Source organism: Bacillus sp. M13(2017), assembly GCF_002218325.1.
Taxonomy (GTDB): domain Bacteria; phylum Bacillota; class Bacilli; order Bacillales; family Bacillaceae_G; genus Bacillus_A; species Bacillus_A thuringiensis_K.
This window is the reverse complement of the sequence record NZ_KZ268500.1, coordinates 567,708-587,581: the sequence shown is the minus strand read 5'-3', so window position 1 is coordinate 587,581 and position 19,874 is coordinate 567,708. Positions and strand designations below refer to the sequence as shown.

Genomic DNA, 19,874 nt, shown 5'->3' with positions numbered 1-19,874 from the left:
TTGAAGAGGGGGACATAATCGTTCCTCCTCTTATTATGCAAAACATTCGTTTTGCAGGTATTAGCACCGTTTCAAACATTTCGTTTGAAGGTTGCCGGGTTTCACAGGGCCTTTCCCTCCACCGCTCTCAATAAGAGTTGTCTTTATTATTTTATTTATGTAGCTAAAAGGAAATGTGTTCCCCTTTTAACAATGTTTGTTAATTTTTTATAAATTTAGCATGCACAAAAGTAAAAGTCAATGACAATTGCGGAAAAATAAAAATTATTTAAAATAAAGTTGCAATTCAATTATCTTTTGTTGTAAAGTTAAAAACATAATAAAAATTTCATACGAACATTCTTATCTAGAGAGGTAGAGGGACTGGCCCTGTGACGCCTCAGCAACCATTAACATTTTGTTAATAAGGTGCTAATTCCAGCAAATTGTGAAAGATTTGACAGATGAGAAGAAGACTCTATTTAAACCGAAAGCCTTCTTCTTAGAAGGCTTTTTTTATTTTATATTCACTTAATGTTTCAATTTAAAAAGGAGGAATTTTCACATGTCAACAATCGAAACAAAACTAGCACAAATCGGAAATCGCAGTGAAACTAAAACTGGAACGGTTAATCCACCAGTTTATTTCTCAACCGCTTATCGTCACGAAGGAATTGGTAAATCTACTGGCTTTGACTATTCACGAACTGGCAATCCAACTCGCGGTCTTTTAGAACGGGCGATCGCAGACTTAGAATATGGCGAACAAGGTTATGCCTGTAGTTCAGGGATGGCGGCTGTTCTCCTCGTCCTTTCTCTATTCCGCTCTGGAGACGAACTTATTGTATCTGAAGATTTATACGGGGGAACGTATCGATTATTTTCTGAGCATGAAAAAAAGTGGAATGTTCGATGTAGATACGTAAATACACAGTCTATTAAACAAATTGAGCAAGCTATCACAACTGAAGTGAAGGCTATTTTCATAGAAACTCCAACTAATCCATTAATGCAAGTTACTGATATTGCTGCTGTCGCAACTGTCGCGAAAAGGCACGGACTACTTCTTATTGTAGACAACACATTCTACACACCTTATATACAGCAACCATTAACAGAAGGTGCTGACATTGTACTTCATAGCGCAACGAAATATTTAGGGGGACATAACGATGTACTAAGCGGGCTTGTCGTTGCAAAAGGAAAGGAACTTTGCGAGGAAATCGCTCATTATCATAATGCATCAGGTGCAGTTTTAAGTCCATTTGACTCATGGTTATTAATTCGCGGTATGAAAACGTTAGCGCTTCGCATGAGACAACACGAAGAAAATGCGAAAGCAGTTGTTGCGTATTTAAACGATGAAGACGGGGTAACAGATGTATTTTATCCAGGAAGAGGCGGCATGATTTCATTCCGCCTTAAAGATGAAGCTTGGATTAATCCATTCTTACAGTCTTTATCCTTAATTACATTTGCCGAAAGTCTTGGTGGTGTAGAAAGTTTAATGACTTATCCAGCAACGCAAACACATGCTGATATTCCTGAAGAAATTAGAACAGCAAACGGCGTATGTAATCGTCTTCTTCGATTCTCAGTTGGCATTGAAAATAGTAACGATTTAATTCAAGACTTAAAGCAAGCTATTAAACTCGTAAAAGAAGGTGTAAGAATATGAGCTATTCTATAGATACACTCTTACTACACAACCAATATAAACATGACTCGCAAACAGGCGCTGTGAACGTTCCTATTTATAACACATCAACTTTTCACCAGTTTGATGTAGATACGTTCGGAAAATATGACTATAGCAGGTCAGGAAACCCAACTCGTGAAGCTCTTGAAGATATCATTGCTTTATTAGAAGGCGGAACAAAAGGATTCGCCTTTGCATCAGGCATTGCAGCGATTTCCACTGCATTCCTCCTTCTTTCACAAGGTGATCACGTACTCATTTCTGAAGATGTATACGGAGGCACTTACCGAGTGATAACTGAGGTACTCTCCCGTTACGGTGTTTCACATACATTTGTTGATATGACCAATTTAGAAGAAATAAAACAAAACATTAAACCAAATACAAAGCTCTTTTATGTAGAAACACCTTCTAACCCACTTTTAAAAGTGACAGATATTCGCGAGGTTTCTAAACTCGCAAAGTCTATTGGCGCTCTTACTTTTGTTGATAATACATTTTTGACACCACTATTCCAAAAACCATTTGAACTTGGAGCTGATGTAGTTCTTCATAGTGCTACAAAATTTATTGCTGGTCATAGTGATGTTACTGCCGGATTAGCAGTAGTAAAAGATGCAGAACTCGCTCAAAAGCTTGGATTTTTACAAAATGCATTCGGTGCTATTTTAGGGCCTCAAGATTGTTCTCTCGTACTTCGCGGTCTAAAAACATTACATGTACGCCTCGAGCATTCAGCTAAAAATGCCAATAAAATTGCACATTATTTACAAGAGCACGCTAAAGTACAAAATGTCTATTATCCGGGATTACAAACACATCTCGGATTTGATATTCAACAATCTCAAGCAACATCAGCTGGCGCGGTCTTGTCGTTTACTTTGCAGTCTGAAGATGCACTCCGCCAATTTTTATCAAAAGTAAAATTACCTGTTTTTGCAGTTAGTTTAGGAGCTGTAGAGTCTATTCTTTCTTATCCAGCAAAAATGTCACATGCAGCACTGTCGCAAGAAGCTCGTGATGAAAGAGGAATCTCTAATTCATTACTTCGGTTATCAGTCGGTCTTGAAAATGTTAACGATTTAATATCCGATTTTGAAAATGCCCTTTCTTATGTAGAAGAACCTATAAATGCATAGAGAAAAAAGAAGATATGAGATTAGGTTTTCATATCTTCTTTTTATGCGGTTTAGTTATATTCATTTGAATTTCTTCTTTTCTTATAGTCCATAAAAAAATAAAAGTATATCATCTATTTCTAAATAATGGATTAATTGATATATTAAGAAATGAACAGGGGTGAAAATAATGGTTACTTGTGCAGATATTTTAATCGTTATCGATTTACAAAATGGCGTATGTTATAGCGGAGAGCATTTATTTGATTTACAGAACTTACTAACAAAAGTAAATAAAAGAATTTCTTCATACAGAAAATTAAATAAACCAATCCTTTTTGTTCAACATTGTGATGATGATTTAGTACCCGAGAAAGAACTTTGGACTATTCATACCGATCTAGATGTTCAAGAACAAGATTTTTTTGTAAGAAAAACACATGCAAATTCATTTTATAAAACAAACTTAAAAGAAATTTTAGATCAATTATCTGTAAATCGCATTGAATTTTGTGGTGCCCAAACAGAGTACTGTATGGATGCTACGATTAAGTTTGCCCACGGGCTGGGATACGAAAACTTTATGGAACAGAAAACAACCTCTACGTTGAATAATCCTTTTATGTCCGCAAAAGAGACAATTGATTTTTACGAGAACATATGGAATCACAGATTTTTAACGTTGCTAAAAGATGAATTTTAGAATAAATGACTACTGACTTGATTATCCTAAGATTTATCAGCCGTAATCAAATATTTCATTATCACCATAAAGAAGCGAATTACATTCAGCTTCTTTTCTTTTAACCTGTTTTATATTCTATATATATCATTATAATTCCTTTGTCATATTATTTTAAAAATTTAGTATATTCATTTGAAAGAATAAGAAAATCATGATAAAATTGTGTTACAAATATATTTATATCTTTCAATTTTTAAAACGCATCGAAATTTTCACCCAAAAATGTCATTTTACAAAAACGTGCTAATTTACCTATTTTATTTACATCAGGGTCTCTTTTCTTACAATTTCTTTACTTTAGGACTTTTTTTCTGCAACAACTATTTTCTTTTCTTTAAATTTTTGGTATGTATAGTATGGTATAATAGCTCACACGGAGGTGGAAAAGAACATGTTAGAAACCTTTCAAAAAGAATTAGAACTATATGAAAGTAATGCAGAATTATTAAAAGTGCTAGCTCATCCTGTTCGTTTATGTATCGTAAAAGGATTAATCGAGCGCGGTCCAAGCAACGTTTCTACAATGTATACTGGATTAAACATGCCACAATCTACAATTTCACAGCATTTAGCAAAATTAAAAAGCGCTAAAATCGTTTCTAGTGAAAGAAAAGGATTAGAAATTTATTACAAAGTAGAGAACGAAACAATAATTCAACTCGTTCGCGTATTATTAGGTTAGGGACTAATAATCGCAGAAAAAGAACGTATTCTATATTTTTTATCTCATATCTTTAATATAAATATATATCATGAGAGGAAATATATAATACTACATAAGTCGTATTAAAAAACAAGACACAGTATATACTGTGTCTTGTTTTTTATATTGTTACATACCGATCCAAATGTAAATGTTGCATATCTTTTGTATGTATAACAACATCAAACGAACTCCCTACTCCTCCATTTAAAATCATAGAACGAACTGCTCGATTTTGTTTTTGCGTTTCAGAAAAAGGATTCATATCTTGATGGCTCGTAAGCTGTTCTAATATCCCTGCAGCTAACAAGAACTCAGATTGTTTCTTATGCCATACTGCACTCATTCCTTGCATACTAAACATCTCCTTTAGCTCGTCCCAATGAATATGAGTAGTAAGATCCATTTCACCTGGATGCGCTAGTGGATTACGTATTAGCTTGTGCTGATAATACCCTCGCAAACTTCCTTCACGGTGTGCTGGATGCATCCATTCTTCTTTTGTGTATCCGTAATCAACTGTAATACATATACCTTTTTGAAACCATTTCGCAATTTCTTTTATATAATCCTCCATCACAATTGGTACTTCAAAACGTTGCCCTTCAGCAATATGAATATTATATTTCAATAAATAGCGACCAATTCTTTTATCTAACGGCCTACATACTTCCGAAAGGTTTCCTTCCTCTGTATATGTAATACGCACTTCATACAACATACCATTTCTTTTCTCAATTATTTCAACAGGAAATGCATCAAACAACTCATTCGAAAAAAGAATTCCCTCGAAAGAATCTCCCATTTCACTATAAGAGGTATAGTACGATACATTAGAAAATGAGCCAAGGTGCTCCTGCTGTAATTTTCTATGAAAAGGGCTCACTTCAATCATTGAATAGTTTAAATCAATAAAGGTTTTTGGAGATAATTGCTTCCATTCTTGTAAAACATCATAGGCAAACTTCCCTGTTCCTCCACCAATTTCACAAATATTCGGAGCAACTTCACCATTTTCAACAAGACGAATAAAAAGTTTAGCAAAAGTTTTTGCAAACACAGAGGATACGTTGCTACTTGTAAAAAAATCACCTTGTCTTCCAATCTTTTCACGTTCTTTCATATAATATCCATGACCTTCTGTATACAATACAAGGTTCATATACGTACTATATGAAATTGAATAATCCTTTTCTTTCCCCATCCATTCTCTTAAAATGAGCTCCATTCCCATAATGACTCCTTATTGTAAAAACGGATTATTTTCTTTTTCAAAGCCAATGCTTGTTTCTGGACCATGTCCACATAGCACCGCTGTTTCATCTGGTAATACAAATAATTTCTCTTCAATACTTCCAATTAATTCAGCGAAACTTCCACCAGGTAAATCTGTTCTTCCAATGCTCATTTGGAACAATACATCTCCTGAGAATACAGCATTCGCCTCTTTACTATAATAAGAAATACTTCCTGGAGAATGTCCTGGTGTCTCAAAAATTTCAAAATTAAATGATCCAATTGTTAATGTACCTTCTGCATCAATAATATGATCCGCCGGTTTTGCTGTAATACTGCGGTTCATCATAAAAATTTGAGAGCCGTTTACAGTTGCATCTCCTAACCAATCTGCTTCTTCTTTATGTACGTACACAGGAATATGAAAAGCGTCTCTTACCGCATCAACAGCACCGATATGATCAAAATGAGCATGTGTTAATAAAACAGCCAATGGTTTTAATTGTTCTTCTTGTAAATATGTAACGAGCTTTTCACCTTCATGACCAGGGTCAAAGATAATGCACTCTTTTTGATCGTTCATTAAAATATAAGCATTTGTTTGTAATGGGCCTAACGGCATTTGTATCCATTTCATATGAAAATCTCCTCCAGTTATTAAACTTACTTTTAATGATACAACATTTCTTTCTCTGAGGAAAAGAAAGGATGCTATCTCGACAATCATTTTTAAAACATGTACAATATAAAAGAGTAAATATTCCAAAAACTCATAATAAGAAATGGGTAGACAGAGGAGGATATTGTATGGGCCTTGTTATTATTTTTACACTTGTCACTCTGTTAGCTGTATTCGCTACGCTTAGAACACTTCGTGAAAAAAACTTTTTCGCAAGCGGCTTTGCAATTGCAACTGTACTCGTTTTCGGATGGTTTACGATCATGACTGTTCTATATAACGGGTATCCACCAGCAGCTTAATTCGTTTACACTTTATTCTTCATCGAGATTTCACACAAAAAGAGGAAGGGTTCCCCTTCCTCTTTTCATATTTCACAACTTATATCATCTTCGCTTCGTATTTGTGCTTTTTTACAAGCCAAGCTCCTCCGATAACACCTGCATCATTACCAAGTGTTGCAATAGCTAACTTCGTGCTCTTTACAGCACGTGAGAAAGCATATTGCTCGAAATAGCGTTGAATTGGTTCTAATAGCGCATCTCCAGCTTTAGACACGCCTCCACCAATAACAATTTTCTCTGGGTTCAACGTACTAGAAAGGTTCGCTACAGCTAATCCTAAATAAGAAGCTACTTTTTCTACTACTTCTCCTGCTAATTCATCACCTTGTCCAAGTGCTTCAAAGACATCTTTTGATGTAATACGTCCTTCTTCAGCTAACATAGAACGCAACATGCTCTCTTTATTAGTCTCTTGTATTTTTTGCATAGCAACACGTACAATACCTGTCGCAGATGCTACTGTTTCTAAGCAACCAGACTTCCCGCAATTACATGGGAAAGCATTTTCTGTAACTACTGTAATATGTCCAATCTCACCAGCAGCACCACTCACGCCGTGTACAATCTCACCATTGGCGATTACACCACCACCAACGCCCGTACCAAGTGTCATACAAATTAAATCTTTTGCACCTTCACCAGCACCTTTCCACATTTCACCAAGCGCTGCTAAGTTTGCATCATTATCAATAACAACAGGTAATCCTGTTTCTACTTCTAATAAATCTTTTAGTGGATAATTTTTCCACCCTAAATTAACCGCTTCATAAATCATTCCAGATGCCACATGTACAGGACCAGGAGCCCCCATACCAATACCAATTAACTTGCTCTTCAATTCGCCTAATTCTTCTAGCTTTTTATCAATTGCTTTCGCAACATCAAGTGTAATATGTTTTCCTTGCTCACCTGTATTCGTAGGGATTTCCCACTTATGTAAAATTTCACCGTATACATTAATAAATGCTAATTTAATCGTTGTACCACCAAGGTCAACACCAACTAACCATTTCTCTTCCATGTTGCTTACCTACCTTTATCTAATTCTTATTTAGCTCTTTTTGAATTTCTTGCTTCAATAAAAATAAAGCTGTTTGATAGTCTTGTGGATCGATTAGCTGTGATTGATTTAATTCACGCAATTCATCTTGCATTAATTGTAAATCTGCAATTCGATCTCCCGTATAAATAATCGTACCAAATTTCTTTAGCAATTGCTGAATATCATAAATAGATACCATTTCATCACCCTCTATACTCACTTACTATAAAAAATTATAATAAGAAAACGTTCACATATTTTATTATAATCAAGAAGAAAAAGTCTCGTCAATTTTTATTTGTCTATACAAGCTTATTTATAAGTATTGTTCCTTTTTCTGTAATAATTTTTTCTATGTTTTTATCAAATGGCTCTACCGGAATGTGTTTTACCATTTGAAAATCATACGCTAATGATAGCGTTTTCCCTTTATAATGCACGAGATAACGATCATAATAGCCACCGCCGTACCCAATTCGCTCTCCTCGTTCTGTATAAGCTACGCCCGGCACAATTTGAAGATCAATTTCATCCATATTCACTTCTTCCGTAAGCCCAGGAATCGGTTCACGTAAATTCATATACACCGTTTCTAATTGATCAAAATTATTAATTTGCCGGAAAGACATCGTTCTTGTTCCTTTATTACACTTAGGAACTACAACTTTCTTTCCTTCTTCCCAAGCTTTTTCGATAATAGGATATGTATTCACTTCATTTTCCATTGAAAGAGTAATTCCAATTGTTTTAGCTTCAACCCACTCTTTTTGCGCATACAACGAAAATGCAATCTGTTCTGATAAAGTTGTATACTGTTCTTCTGATAAAGAATTCATGTGTTCTATTATTTGTTTACGTAAACGTACTTTCTCTACTTTCACACACTCTCCCCCTTACAGTGACACTTTACTCTATGCTGATAGTGTATCACTTTTAACATAGGAATCGAATAAAAAAAGAAACAGTAGGAAAATATTCCTACTGCTTACTTTGTTTCACGGTGTAACGTAGACTTCTTGTCACGCTTGCAATACTTTTTAAGCTCGATACGCTCAGCGTTGTTACGTTTATTTTTCTTTGAGATATAGTTACGATCTCCGCATTCTGTACATGCTAGAGTAATATTCACACGCATTCTTATTTCCCTCCAGTACTAATAACTTAAATCAGACTATACTATAATACCACTTTTAAAATAAAAATTCTACACCTTTTGATATTGTCTAATTTTTTCTATAAGATTTTTCATGTTTTCCCTTGCTATTACTGGGTTTCTAGCATGTGAATACACCAAAAACTTTGGTTGTTTTGTGTCAGAAACGATATAAGACCACTCTTTTTCAGTATATTTGAACTGTACTCCTTCAAATATACCTTCTCCCTTCCTTTCCATATCATCCAATAATTTCCTCATAATTTCTCCTTTTTCATTCCATGAACATACCACTTCATCATAAAGTAAATAGAGCGGAGGTGATTGCTCTACTATGCTGAGAAACGTTTTTCCTTGCAATGCTATTAGCTCAAATAATTTTCCAATTCGATATAAAATATCTCGCTTCCACCTTACTTGAAACGACTTTCTTTCATCCTGCGTATAAAATAGAAGATAACATTCTCCTAACTTCAAAGACATTGGGTAAATATTTCCTGTCGATTCGAGTAAGAAATCCGGAATATCTACCTCTTCCAAATCTGTACCTTGGTAAATATTACTATGTTTATCGTATAACTCGAAATGATTTCCTTGCTCAGAAAACATAAGAGCCATATTCGCTTTACTTGATTTCATCAAAGCTTTCACATGATCTTTTTGTTCGCTTGCATAAATCCATGTAACTGTACAACCAAGTCTTTGCAGAAAGAGCATGAGTAAATGTTGCAACGTATCATTTCTCTTATTAATAAGAAGATGAAACTTCTGCATCTGTATTTTCTCGATATCAATATGCTCCAATATAACTTCTATATACTCATTCATAGAAACATGAACCAGCTTATTACGCCCCATTTCTTTCTCATGCACGTAATAAAACAATTCGGACATATATACTTGTTCTATCTCTTTTTGCTGCTTATACGTTAACGGCATGCCAGCTTGACCGTATAACTTTATAACAATCTCATTCCCATTCTCCACTTGAATGAAAACACCACCTGCACATTGCAAATGATGAACACTATATTGAAAAAGTGACTCGTTCATTTCTTTACATTCCATCGTATGAATCCCTATACCATGAATAGCATGTAAAAATAAATTTTTATAAGAGGTTGTTTCTATATTTTCTTGACTTCCAATTAATATACTTTCTCCTTTTGTAAAAAGAGAACCATACGCCATCGCAATCTTCACGATAAACTGGGGAGTAATTTCAACATTCCCTCTTCCTACAATGCGGCTTTTTTGTAACCACCCTGCACTCATTTCACTCTCTTGAATACCAGCCGCTCCTACTATCGAATGACTATCAATCGCCTTATAAGGCCATAGTTTTCCTTTTTGCTTAATTACCGTACTTCTCCCGATATGACAGTGATCCGCTACAACGCTTTTTTGAAACAGTGTAACATCATCTTCAACTATTGTACGCTCTCCTATTGTCGTTTCTAATAGTTCACAATACTTCCCAATGTGGGCATTTGCAAAAACAATACTCTTTTGAAGATGAGAATAATTTGAAACGATACTATTTTTCCCAATAATAGAATATGGCTCAATTACAGCTCCTGTACCAATCTTTGCTCCTTCTCCAATAAAAGAGGGGCCATGAATTTTCGTCCCTTTACCAATCGTCACCCCTTCTCCCATCCATACCATCGGTAATACTTCCGTATAAGGAATAGGTACTTGTAACTTTTTCGTTAACAAATCAAATTGTGCTTGTCGATATTGATTAAATGTGCCGATATCTAACCAATAACCTTCTGACAAATATGCGAATAACACATTTTTGTTTGCCAATAGCGGAAACACATCATGACTGAAATCAAAAAATTGCCTAGGCGGTATGTAAGAAAAGATTTCTGGTTCCATAATATATATGCCTGTATTCACAACATTAGATACTACCTCATTCCAGCCCGGCTTTTCTATATATCGTGTAACCTCCTGGTCTTTATTCATTACAACCAATCCAAATGAGAGTGGATTTTCTACTTCTTTCACAAACATTGTTACCATTCTTTTCTTTTGTTCATGAAACCCAATTCCTTCTGATAATTGAAAGTCAGTTAATGCATCCCCGCTTATCACAACAAATGTTTCATCTAAAAATTGTTCTGCTTGTTTAATACTCCCTGCTGTGCCAAGCGGAGGAGAGTCTTCAAAATAATACAAGTTAACTCCCCATTTACTACCGTCACCAAAATATTGCTTAATGGTCGTACTCATATATTGAACAGTAATTGCAATTTCACGAATACCATGCTGGCGTAATAACTCAATATTATATTCTAAAACTGGTTTTTCTAATAATGGTAACATCGGCTTTGGAGTATTACATGTTAATGGCCTAAGGCGTCTTCCTTTTCCTCCAGCTAAAATAACCCCCTTCATATACTTCAGCCTCCACTTATATAATGTTCAATAACTCCATATACCATATGTATATTCCCTATCCCACATGAACTAGCAGCATAAACTTGATTAGTTAAACAAATCCTCATTTAGAAGACCATATAATTAAATTTCTCACCTATAAAAACGTACGTTTCAAACAACAAGAAAGCGCTTACTATTAATTGTTAAATAATACTTATTAACGACAAACATATATACTAATTTTTCCATTATATTATGATACATCTTATCATCATAAACTAAAGGAAACAACGAGCTTTTTTTGTCATGTTTTGACTAAAAAAAGCAGGTGATTTCTCATCACCTACTTTAATTCCTACTCATTCAATAAATAATGCTTTCCTTTTACTAAATAAAAGACATTTTCAGCAATATTTGTAATATGATCTGCTACACGCTCAATATATCTCGCGACAAATGATAATTGTGTAATTTGCGTAATTGCTTCTGGTTGTTCCGGAACTGAAGATATAAACTCACGAATTGCTTTTCCATATATTTCATCAACGGAATCATCCATTTCAGCAATTTGTTTCGCAAAAGTTAAATTTTCTTGTTCATATGCTTCTAACGCTAAATGCAACATCTCATTTGCAACCGCAAACATTTCATCCAGGTTGTGCAAACTAACAGCCACTTCTTTTTCCCCAAGACGAATTGTAGCCTTTGCAATATTAACAGCATGATCTGCAATACGCTCTAAATCTGTCGCTGTTTTAATTGAAATAAAAATCCTTCTTAAGTCACTTGCTACAGGTTGCTGCTTCGTAATGAGCATAAGCGCAAGATCGTTTATTTCCTCTTCTAAATTATCCATGCGGTAATCACCATCAATGACCTCTAACGCTTTCTCTACATCCCTTGTATGCAGACCTTCCATAGCAATCAATAAAGCCGTATTTGCTAATTCTCCAAGCTCGATCACCTTTTGCTGTAACGCTTTTAAATCACCTTGAAACTGTTCTCTTACCATTTTTCTTCCCCCTCAATATTATGTGCCATTATATAAAAGTGAAACTTTAATCAACCCTCATCAATCGGGCTTTTATAGGCAGCAAGATCCCCTCCCTAACTTCTTTGCTTTCGCTAAATTTTAAGGTGGGGGCTTACTGCCTGCAAATAGCGGGGCAAATCTCCTACATAGCCTCTTGCGCTTGTAATAAACCTTAAGATAAGGAGAAGTATTACTTCTCTATTAACAGTAAGATAAAATAAGAAATGCCCTCTGTTAAGAGGGCATTTGCTCTTAGCTTTGAAACGATATCAACCAAAGCGACCTGTAATATAATCTTCTGTACGCTTATCTGAAGGAGTCGTAAATAATTTGTTTGTATCTGTATACTCCACAACTTCCCCGCTTAAGAAGAAAGCTGTTTTGTCTGAAATACGCGCTGCTTGTTGCATATTATGCGTTACGATAACAATACTAAAATCTTTCTTTAGCTCTTGAATTAATTCTTCTACTTTTAATGTTGAAATTGGGTCTAATGCCGATGTTGGCTCATCCATTAAAATAACGTCTGGCTCAATAGCTAAGCAGCGTGCGATGCATAGACGCTGTTGCTGTCCACCAGATAAACCATATGCATTATCGTGCAAACGATCTTTTAACTCATCCCAAATCGCTGCTCCACGTAAACTTTTTTCAACAATTTCATCTAATGCCTTTTTGTCACGAATACCATGGATTTTTGGACCGTATGCTACATTCTCATAAATAGATTTTGGAAATGGATTTGGCTTTTGGAACACCATTCCTACATGCGTTCTTAATTCTTCAACCGGATATGATTTATCAAATATATTGCGTTCTCTATACTCAATTACACCTGTAGTTCGAACGATCGGTACTAGCTCTACCATGCGATTTAATGTTTTTAAGTAAGTTGATTTACCACAGCCACTTGGACCGATAATGGCTGTAACTTCATTCTCATGAATACTTAAATTAATATCTTTTAAAGCATGGTCTTCCCCATACCATAAATTTAAGTTTTTCGTATCAAATACTACCTTCTTTGGCGCAGTCTCGATTTTCTCTTCGTTTTTCACCTGTACATTTACTACTGTTGCTACCATTTGAATTCCCCTTTCATCCACTTCCAACTTATTTTCGATTTCGTAACCATAAAACAAATATATTAATAAATAGCAACAAACCTAACAAAACAATCATCCCAGCTGCTGCTACATACTGAAATTCTTCTTTTGGCCTACTCATCCAATTAAAAATTTGAATTGGTAGAACTGTAAATCTATCAAACATACTAAATGGAACATAATTTGCAAACGCAAGTGCCCCAATAACTAATAGTGGTGCAGCTTCTCCAATTGCTCTTGATATCGCTAACGTACAGCCCGTTATAATCCCTGGGAAAGCATATGGCAATACAATTTGATACATCGTTTGCCACTTCGTAGCACCTAATCCGTAAGAACCCTCTAATAATACACTTGGTACTGATCGAATTGCTTCTTGACTCGCCACAACAACTGTTGGTAAAACGAGTAAACTCATCGTCAGTGCTGCTGCAACTATACTCTCTCCTAAATGAAGAGCATATACAAAAATAGTTAAACCAAGCAATCCAAATACAACGGATGGTACTCCTGCTAACGTTTGATTATTAATCACTATTATTTTTTTAAATAGAGATTCCTTCGCATATTGCTCTAAATAAAGTGCTGTTCCAACTCCAAATATAAAAGAAACAGGTATAACAATACTCATAAATAATATTGTCCCTGACAAAGCTGCAGCAATACCAGCTTCTTTCGGATTACGTGAAGCGAAATTTGTAAAGAAATCTATTGAAAGATAACTTATACCTTTTTCAACAATTTGAAACAGTAACAAAAACAAAATTACAATTGAAAATAAAATTGCTATATAAAATAACAATTTGTAAATTCGATCTTTTAAAAAGCGTGATGCCATGTTTTTTTGTATTTTTTTATGATTCAACATTCGCATATTATGTCATCCTCCTAAAACGGCGCATAATTGACTGCGAAATGATGTTCATAATAAAAGTAAACAAAAATAACGTTGCACCTACAGCATACATGCTGTAATACGTAATCGTTCCATGCGGAGCATCACCTAAACTTACTTGTACAATATAGGCTGTTAACGTTTGAATAGAATGTGTCGGATCAAGCGATACATTTGGTGTGGATCCTGCTGCAATTACAACAATCATCGTTTCACCAATTGCACGAGAAGCCGCTAATATAATTGCTGCCATAATCCCTGTAAAAGCGGACGGAAACACCACTTGTTTTACCATTTCAAACCGCGTCGCTCCGAGTGCTAATGAAGCTTCTTTCGTCCCTTTCGCCACAGCTCTCATCGCGTCTTCAGATAGAGATGCAACTGTAGGCATCATCATAAATCCGATAACGATTCCTGGACTAATCGCATTAAAAAACTGTAATTCTGGTATAATCCTTTGTAAAAGTGGCGTAACAATTGTTAATGCAAAAAAACCATATACAATTGTCGGGATACCTGCTAATAGCTCTAACATCGGCTTTAATATTTTCCGTGCACTATTTGAAGCATATTCGCTTAAAAATACGGCACACGCTAAACCGATAGGAATTGCTACAAACATAGCAATTGCTGTTACAAGGAACGTTCCACATATAAGTGGTAATATGCCGAATTTAGGATCTTCAAAAAATGGTAACCATTCTTTCTCCGTCAAAAAGGAGTATAATGATATTTTTTGAAAAAACATGATTGTTTCATTAGAGAGCGTAAAAACAATTCCAAGTGTCGTCACAATAGAAACGCTAGCAATTATTTTTAGTAATAAAGGTACTATTCGATTGATTCGCTGCGTTTTTTTTCTTTGTTTTGTATTTCTTTCAATCAAATGTTGTACAGAAAATGTAATTTGACTTTTGTCATTATGAGCCAAAGATGAAAACCCCTTTCCACCCCGACATTACCTTTTTATTTCTGTTAACATACGCAGCTGTTCATTGTATTTTTCTTTTCGTAATTTTACATACCCGACCTCTTCAGCGAGGTTACCGACATGCTGAATCATAAACTCAACATAGTTTGCTACATTCATTTTATTTCGGATAGATGCATTATTCACATAAGCAAGTAGCGGCCTAGATAACGGCTTATACTTACCTGATTGAATGGTCTCTTTCGTCGGAAATACACCATTTACTTTTATTGCTTTCACCTTATCTCGATTAGCCATATAATAAGCATATCCTACAAAAGCAATGGCATGTTTATCATTCATTACCCCTTGCATAATAACTTGATCATCTTCAGACAAAGAGACTTTTTTTACAATGCGATGATTTTGTAAGATGACATTTTGAAAATAATCATACGTACCAGAGTCTACGCCTGGTGCATAAAACTTCACTTGTTCACGTGGCCATGTTGAATGAATTTGTGACCATCGCTTCTCTCTTCCATCTTCACTCCAAAGTAGTCGTAACTCGTCTACTGACATATCGTCTACCCATGTATTGTGGCGATTCACAACAATCGTAAGACCGTCGTTAGCAACCTCAAAAGGTGTGAACTGAATAGAGTTTTTCTTCATTTCATTTTTCTCGACTTGTTTCATTACTCTCGAAGCATTATTTATATCTACTTCTCCTTTACTGAAACGATTAAATCCTCCCCCAGTTCCAGAAATACTGATGGAAATTTTCACGTCTGGATGCACCTTTGTATATTCCTCCGCTACTGCTTCTATAATAGGAAAAACCGTTGAGGATCCATCAACTCTCACTTCTCCCGTATCATTTAAAGCAAATGCAGTAGACATTTCAAAACAGAGGAACCATATTGATAATACGAAAATTTTAATAGGTGTACGCATCCATTTCACGTGTTCTTCCTCCTAGAAGTAACCGGAAATAACAGGATTACAGATATAAGAATACTGCTAAACTATTAATTCGGTTTTAATTGTTTGTAAAAGTTTTGTAAAGTTCCACAAAAATCAACATACGATACAATTTTAATTCATTAGTAGCTATTCATTTCCTCTGATGATTTCCCTATAAAATATTTATCCCCTATCCCACCATATACAAGTATCATTTATACGGCCGCGCTTTTTCCAATGTTGTATACTTGTCCACATTTATTACACGATATGCATAAACCATAAAAAAAAGCACACTATCTTTTCAGATAGTGTGCTTTTTTACAACTTTTTTATTCATCATCTTGATCTTTATTTTTATTGTCTTTATCATCTTTTGAAGCTTGACCATTTACTTCTTTGTTTTTCAAATCAAAGTAAGCATCCATAATTTCACGACCAATATATCCATTAATACCAGTCTTATCATCATGTACCCACGGAACGACAACAGAGAATGCTACTTCTGGATCTTCAAGTGGCGCATAACCTACTAATGTTAAGTTATATGTTTCCACACGTTCACCGTTTGCCTTTCTACCAATCTCTTTATCTCCGCCATACACAGTTTGCGCGGTACCTGTCTTCCCTGCCGCTTTATATTTTGCACCTGTAAAGTATTTTGTAGCTGTACCACCCGAATCATTATACACTTGTCTAAATCCTTCTTGAACGCGTTTAATTTGCGATTCCGGCATATCAACACGATTTAATACTTTCGGTTCCATAGATTGAACAACTTTCCCAACTTCATCTGGTTTCACTGCCGGTTGACGAATTTCTTTTACAACTTGTGGTTGCATACGATATCCGCCATTGGCAATCGTCGAAATATATTGCGCTAATTGAAGCGGTGTATACGTATCATACTGTCCAATTGATAAATCTAGTAAGAAACCTGGTTGACTACTTCTACCCATCTGACCAGCAGATTCATTCGGTAAATCAATTCCTGTTTTTACACCAAGTCCAAACTGTCCGAAATAATAACGCATCGTATCAAATGCTTTTTGAGGTATATCTAACGTACCACCTCTCACATACTGAACACCGGCGATATTCATCGCTGTTTTAAACATATAAACGTTAGAAGACATTTTTAAAGCTGTAAGGTCATTAATATATCCCATCGTTTTCCAAGACGACTTCGTAGGTGTACCTTTTAATTTAATTGGTTCATCCAATTGTACTGCCCCTGGTTGAATCGCACCAGTTTGATATCCAGTAAGTACTGTTGCACCTTTTACAGTTGATCCCATCGGATAAGAACTTGTCATGGTACCTAATGCAAAGTCATTTACTTTCGTTTGGCCATCTTCGTTAACTAATTGTTTCCCCGCCATAGATAAAACTTCACCATTTTTTGGGTTCATCATTACAACGAATGCGCGATCTAAAAGAGGTTCGCTTCCTTTAAACCTCATTAAATTCTTCGCAAGAATATCTTCCACGCGCTTTTGTAATTCCATATCAATTGTTAAGTTCAGGTCATTACCACTTTGTCCTTTTGATACATTAATCGTTTCTAAAATATTACCGTTTTTATCTGTAACATTTCTAACTTCTGCTTTCGTACCGTGCAGACTATCTTCATACTGTTGTTCAAGATAACTTTTTCCTACTCGGTCATTTCGATTATAATCACGAACAAGATAGTAATCTAGTCTTTCTCTCGGTAAGCCTTCATCAGATGTCGACACCCCACCAAGTACACTTCGGAATAAATCATCGTACGTATATTTTCGCTCCCAATCAACATTCGTATCTACACCTGGTAATGCTGCTAGGTTTTCACTAATAATCGAATATTCCTTTTCTGTAGCATCCTTTTTAATAACTTGAGGTGTCATTGCATATCCGCCGTCCATCTTACTTTTAATCGCTAGTATTTCTAGATCTTTTGCGGATAATTGATTAATCTCTTCTTCTGTTACACGACTTCTCTGACGCTCGTCTAATTCTTTATCATCAATTTTTTTATCTTTAAACTCTTGACGATCTTTATTCGTAATTTTTTCTTTAGCTTCCTCTTTATGCATAGCAAGCCAATAATCTTTTTTATCGCGATCTGTTAATTTATCTGTCGGTACTTCAATCAAATCTGCTAGCTTTTTCGCTGTTTCTAAGCGATCTTCTGCAGTTGATCCTTTCATTTTTGTAAATGTAATAGTACGAACGGCTGCATTATCTACTACAGGTCGCCCATAACGGTCAAATATTTTCCCACGCGGTACAGGATTACTTATCGTTGAGTTTTCTTTCTTCTCCACTTCATTCTTATATTCTTCACCGCGAACAATTTGTACATATCCGAGCCTTACAATAACCGCGGAGAACATTAAAAACACGCAGAAAAACAGCACGTTTAACCGAAAAGGAACGTGGGTCTTTTTCTTATTTTGCTTCTGCTTCTTGCTCATACAAACCCCCTCTACCAACAGCTATGTAATGTGAAAGGGACACCTTCTACAGGTGTCCTCACTGCTGTCTTACATCTTTTTCTATTCTAGCATAAAACAAACGAGAAGTTAACCTTCTGGTTCAGTTTGGTTTTGCGCGTTCCCTTGCGTTACAACACTTGTTTTACTCGCATTTCCCTCATCATATTTGACATTTTTAACTGCAAAATAAATAAGAAAATGTCCAGCACCTAAAATACATAATAAGTAAGGTAAACTTTTTTCAGGTGGAAAGAATAGTACAGCACATAAAAAACTTAAAATGGAACAGATTCTTCCGGCGTTTAACCACAGCTCCCGAACAACGACATATTCCACACGCCATTCTCTCGCATTTTTCGCTCTACCAATTACGTCATATGTCATTGATCCGTACGGAACAAGTAAAATAGGATATGCAACCGCAATACATGCCGCATAAATAAGTAATTTCGTGTATGTAACATTGAAAATGACTAAAAAGACGACAGCATATAAAATAATGCCCCCAAGTAAAATTGCTTTTTTTCGCCACTCTTTCTTTAACATACGAGCAACTAAGTAATAACATACAAAGGATACAGCAGAGTTAACTAAACTGTATTTTCCTAATGCGAACTCACTATTAGTTGCTAAATAAACATATACTGAAATGACAAAAATAAACGTTCCTTCTCTCAATCCTTGGAAAAAATGAGCTCGTGTAATCTTTCCCCAATTTTTATCAATCCGTCGTTCTTTCAATACTTGCACGATTTCATAACGCCCTTCACATTCTCTTTTAGATAAAAAGAAGCTTAAGACGACAGCAATTGCAAATAGAACTAATGAAAGAAAGAATATAACAGTATAACCACTCCATTTCTCCATACGTGAAATTGTGTATCCTGCTGCTATTGGTCCGATCATCCCAGAGAAGGATGTAAGAAGTCCAAGAAACCCATTAAAGAAATCTCTTGTTTCTGGTTCTGTAATTTCAAATGTTAATAAGTTAAAAGCCAACCAGTAAAAACCGTATCCTACTCCTAAAAGAGCCCCCATTAATAAAATATACTGAGAAGCACTTTTTCCTGCTACTAAGACAACGATAAAAAAAATTGCGAGCGTTCCTACCCCTATCCGTAATAAAATCGAGCGATCGATACGTTTCGCTAATTTCCCCCCTACAAGAAATGTGAGAGGCTGTAATACCACGCTGGCTAAATTATACAAGCCAAGATTCACATAATTTTGTGTTTGTTTCCATAAATAAATATTTACAAACGTATTCGATAAAGAAATTGCGAGCGTGTATAAACCTCCTATAAGGAGCAATAACACTAAATCCCGATTCACTTCAACGTCACCAATTATATGTTTCCATTTCATACACAACTCTCCTTTACTTCATGTTCTAGT

Annotated in this window: 19 protein-coding genes and 2 riboswitches; of the genes, 5 read left to right on the top strand and 14 right to left on the bottom strand. The window is 35.3% G+C overall.

Annotated elements, in window-relative coordinates; translation table 11 throughout:
- Window positions 1-27 precede the first annotated feature (27 nt).
- Window positions 28-137, bottom strand: a riboswitch (SAM riboswitch).
- A gap of 202 nt (window positions 138-339) precedes the next feature.
- Window positions 340-450, top strand: a riboswitch (SAM riboswitch).
- Window positions 451-544: 94 nt separating this feature from the next.
- From metI to CGQ22_RS03320, 4 genes are all read left to right on the top strand, one after another.
- A complete protein-coding gene (gene metI / locus CGQ22_RS03335) occupies window positions 545-1,657 on the top strand; it encodes a cystathionine gamma-synthase/O-acetylhomoserine thiolyase (RefSeq protein WP_000103871.1) in 1,113 nt (370 codons plus the stop codon).
- On the top strand, window positions 1,654-2,817 hold the full coding sequence (gene metC / locus CGQ22_RS03330; RefSeq protein WP_000122295.1) for a cystathionine beta-lyase: 1,164 nt from the start codon (window positions 1,654-1,656) through the stop codon (window positions 2,815-2,817). The genes metI and metC overlap by 4 nt, the downstream gene beginning before the upstream one ends.
- A gap of 169 nt (window positions 2,818-2,986) precedes the next feature.
- The gene (locus CGQ22_RS03325; RefSeq protein ID WP_000255614.1) at window positions 2,987-3,499 is read left to right on the top strand and encodes a cysteine hydrolase family protein; all 513 of its coding nucleotides are present in this window, start codon (window positions 2,987-2,989) and stop codon (window positions 3,497-3,499) included.
- Window positions 3,500-3,932: 433 nt separating this feature from the next.
- Window positions 3,933-4,223, top strand: a complete 291-nt coding sequence (locus tag CGQ22_RS03320) for an ArsR/SmtB family transcription factor (RefSeq protein ID WP_000894377.1) — start codon at window positions 3,933-3,935, stop codon at window positions 4,221-4,223.
- Window positions 4,224-4,365: 142 nt separating this feature from the next.
- Here the strand turns inward: CGQ22_RS03320 and CGQ22_RS03315 are convergent, their stop codons facing one another.
- Together CGQ22_RS03315 and CGQ22_RS03310 are read right to left on the bottom strand one after the other, a co-directional pair.
- Window positions 4,366-5,478, bottom strand: a complete 1,113-nt coding sequence (locus CGQ22_RS03315; protein WP_074593439.1) for a class I SAM-dependent methyltransferase — start codon at window positions 5,476-5,478, stop codon at window positions 4,366-4,368.
- Between the two features lie 9 nt (window positions 5,479-5,487).
- Window positions 5,488-6,117, bottom strand: a complete 630-nt coding sequence (locus CGQ22_RS03310; RefSeq protein ID WP_000871225.1) for an MBL fold metallo-hydrolase — start codon at window positions 6,115-6,117, stop codon at window positions 5,488-5,490.
- Between the two features lie 170 nt (window positions 6,118-6,287).
- Here CGQ22_RS03310 and CGQ22_RS03305 point away from each other — a divergent pair, with 170 nt between their 5' ends.
- A complete protein-coding gene (locus CGQ22_RS03305) occupies window positions 6,288-6,461 on the top strand; it encodes a DUF2759 domain-containing protein (RefSeq protein WP_000524852.1) in 174 nt (57 codons plus the stop codon).
- A 79-nt stretch (window positions 6,462-6,540) separates the two neighbouring features.
- On the opposite strand, the gene glcK is transcribed toward CGQ22_RS03305, so the two are convergent.
- The 12 genes from glcK to CGQ22_RS03245 form a co-directional block, all read right to left on the bottom strand.
- Window positions 6,541-7,524, bottom strand: coding sequence for a glucokinase (gene glcK / locus CGQ22_RS03300; RefSeq protein ID WP_000391701.1), 984 nt, complete (start codon window positions 7,522-7,524; stop codon window positions 6,541-6,543).
- 19 nt (window positions 7,525-7,543) lie between these two features.
- Complete coding sequence (locus CGQ22_RS03295; RefSeq protein ID WP_000253699.1) at window positions 7,544-7,744, bottom strand: YqgQ family protein; 201 nt, start codon at window positions 7,742-7,744, stop codon at window positions 7,544-7,546.
- A gap of 103 nt (window positions 7,745-7,847) precedes the next feature.
- Window positions 7,848-8,426, bottom strand: a complete 579-nt coding sequence (locus CGQ22_RS03290) for a 5-formyltetrahydrofolate cyclo-ligase (protein WP_000861927.1) — start codon at window positions 8,424-8,426, stop codon at window positions 7,848-7,850.
- 104 nt (window positions 8,427-8,530) lie between these two features.
- Entirely contained in the window at window positions 8,531-8,680 is a 150-nt protein-coding gene (gene rpmG / locus CGQ22_RS03285) for a 50S ribosomal protein L33 (protein ID WP_001265616.1), read from the bottom strand.
- Window positions 8,681-8,749: 69 nt separating this feature from the next.
- Window positions 8,750-11,104: a sugar phosphate nucleotidyltransferase gene (locus CGQ22_RS03280; RefSeq protein ID WP_000679325.1), complete on the bottom strand. Its 2,355-nt coding sequence runs from the start codon at window positions 11,102-11,104 to the stop codon at window positions 8,750-8,752.
- 340 nt (window positions 11,105-11,444) lie between these two features.
- Window positions 11,445-12,101, bottom strand: a complete 657-nt coding sequence (gene phoU / locus CGQ22_RS03275; protein WP_000251244.1) for a phosphate signaling complex protein PhoU — start codon at window positions 12,099-12,101, stop codon at window positions 11,445-11,447.
- 290 nt (window positions 12,102-12,391) lie between these two features.
- Window positions 12,392-13,207 (bottom strand): phosphate ABC transporter ATP-binding protein, encoded by an 816-nt coding sequence (gene pstB, locus CGQ22_RS03270; RefSeq protein WP_000226680.1) that lies wholly within the window; start codon window positions 13,205-13,207, stop codon window positions 12,392-12,394.
- Between the two features lie 28 nt (window positions 13,208-13,235).
- Window positions 13,236-14,102: a phosphate ABC transporter permease PstA gene (gene pstA, locus CGQ22_RS03265; protein WP_001242558.1), complete on the bottom strand. Its 867-nt coding sequence runs from the start codon at window positions 14,100-14,102 to the stop codon at window positions 13,236-13,238.
- A gap of 1 nt (window position 14,103) precedes the next feature.
- A complete protein-coding gene (gene pstC / locus CGQ22_RS03260) occupies window positions 14,104-15,054 on the bottom strand; it encodes a phosphate ABC transporter permease subunit PstC (RefSeq protein ID WP_089148284.1) in 951 nt (316 codons plus the stop codon).
- A 27-nt stretch (window positions 15,055-15,081) separates the two neighbouring features.
- Window positions 15,082-15,999, bottom strand: coding sequence for a PstS family phosphate ABC transporter substrate-binding protein (locus CGQ22_RS03255; protein WP_000871823.1), 918 nt, complete (start codon window positions 15,997-15,999; stop codon window positions 15,082-15,084).
- 332 nt (window positions 16,000-16,331) lie between these two features.
- A complete protein-coding gene (locus CGQ22_RS03250; protein WP_000038991.1) occupies window positions 16,332-18,458 on the bottom strand; it encodes a peptidoglycan D,D-transpeptidase FtsI family protein in 2,127 nt (708 codons plus the stop codon).
- Between the two features lie 108 nt (window positions 18,459-18,566).
- The gene (locus CGQ22_RS03245; protein ID WP_000871387.1) at window positions 18,567-19,844 is read right to left on the bottom strand and encodes an MFS transporter; all 1,278 of its coding nucleotides are present in this window, start codon (window positions 19,842-19,844) and stop codon (window positions 18,567-18,569) included.
- Window positions 19,845-19,874 lie beyond the last annotated feature (30 nt).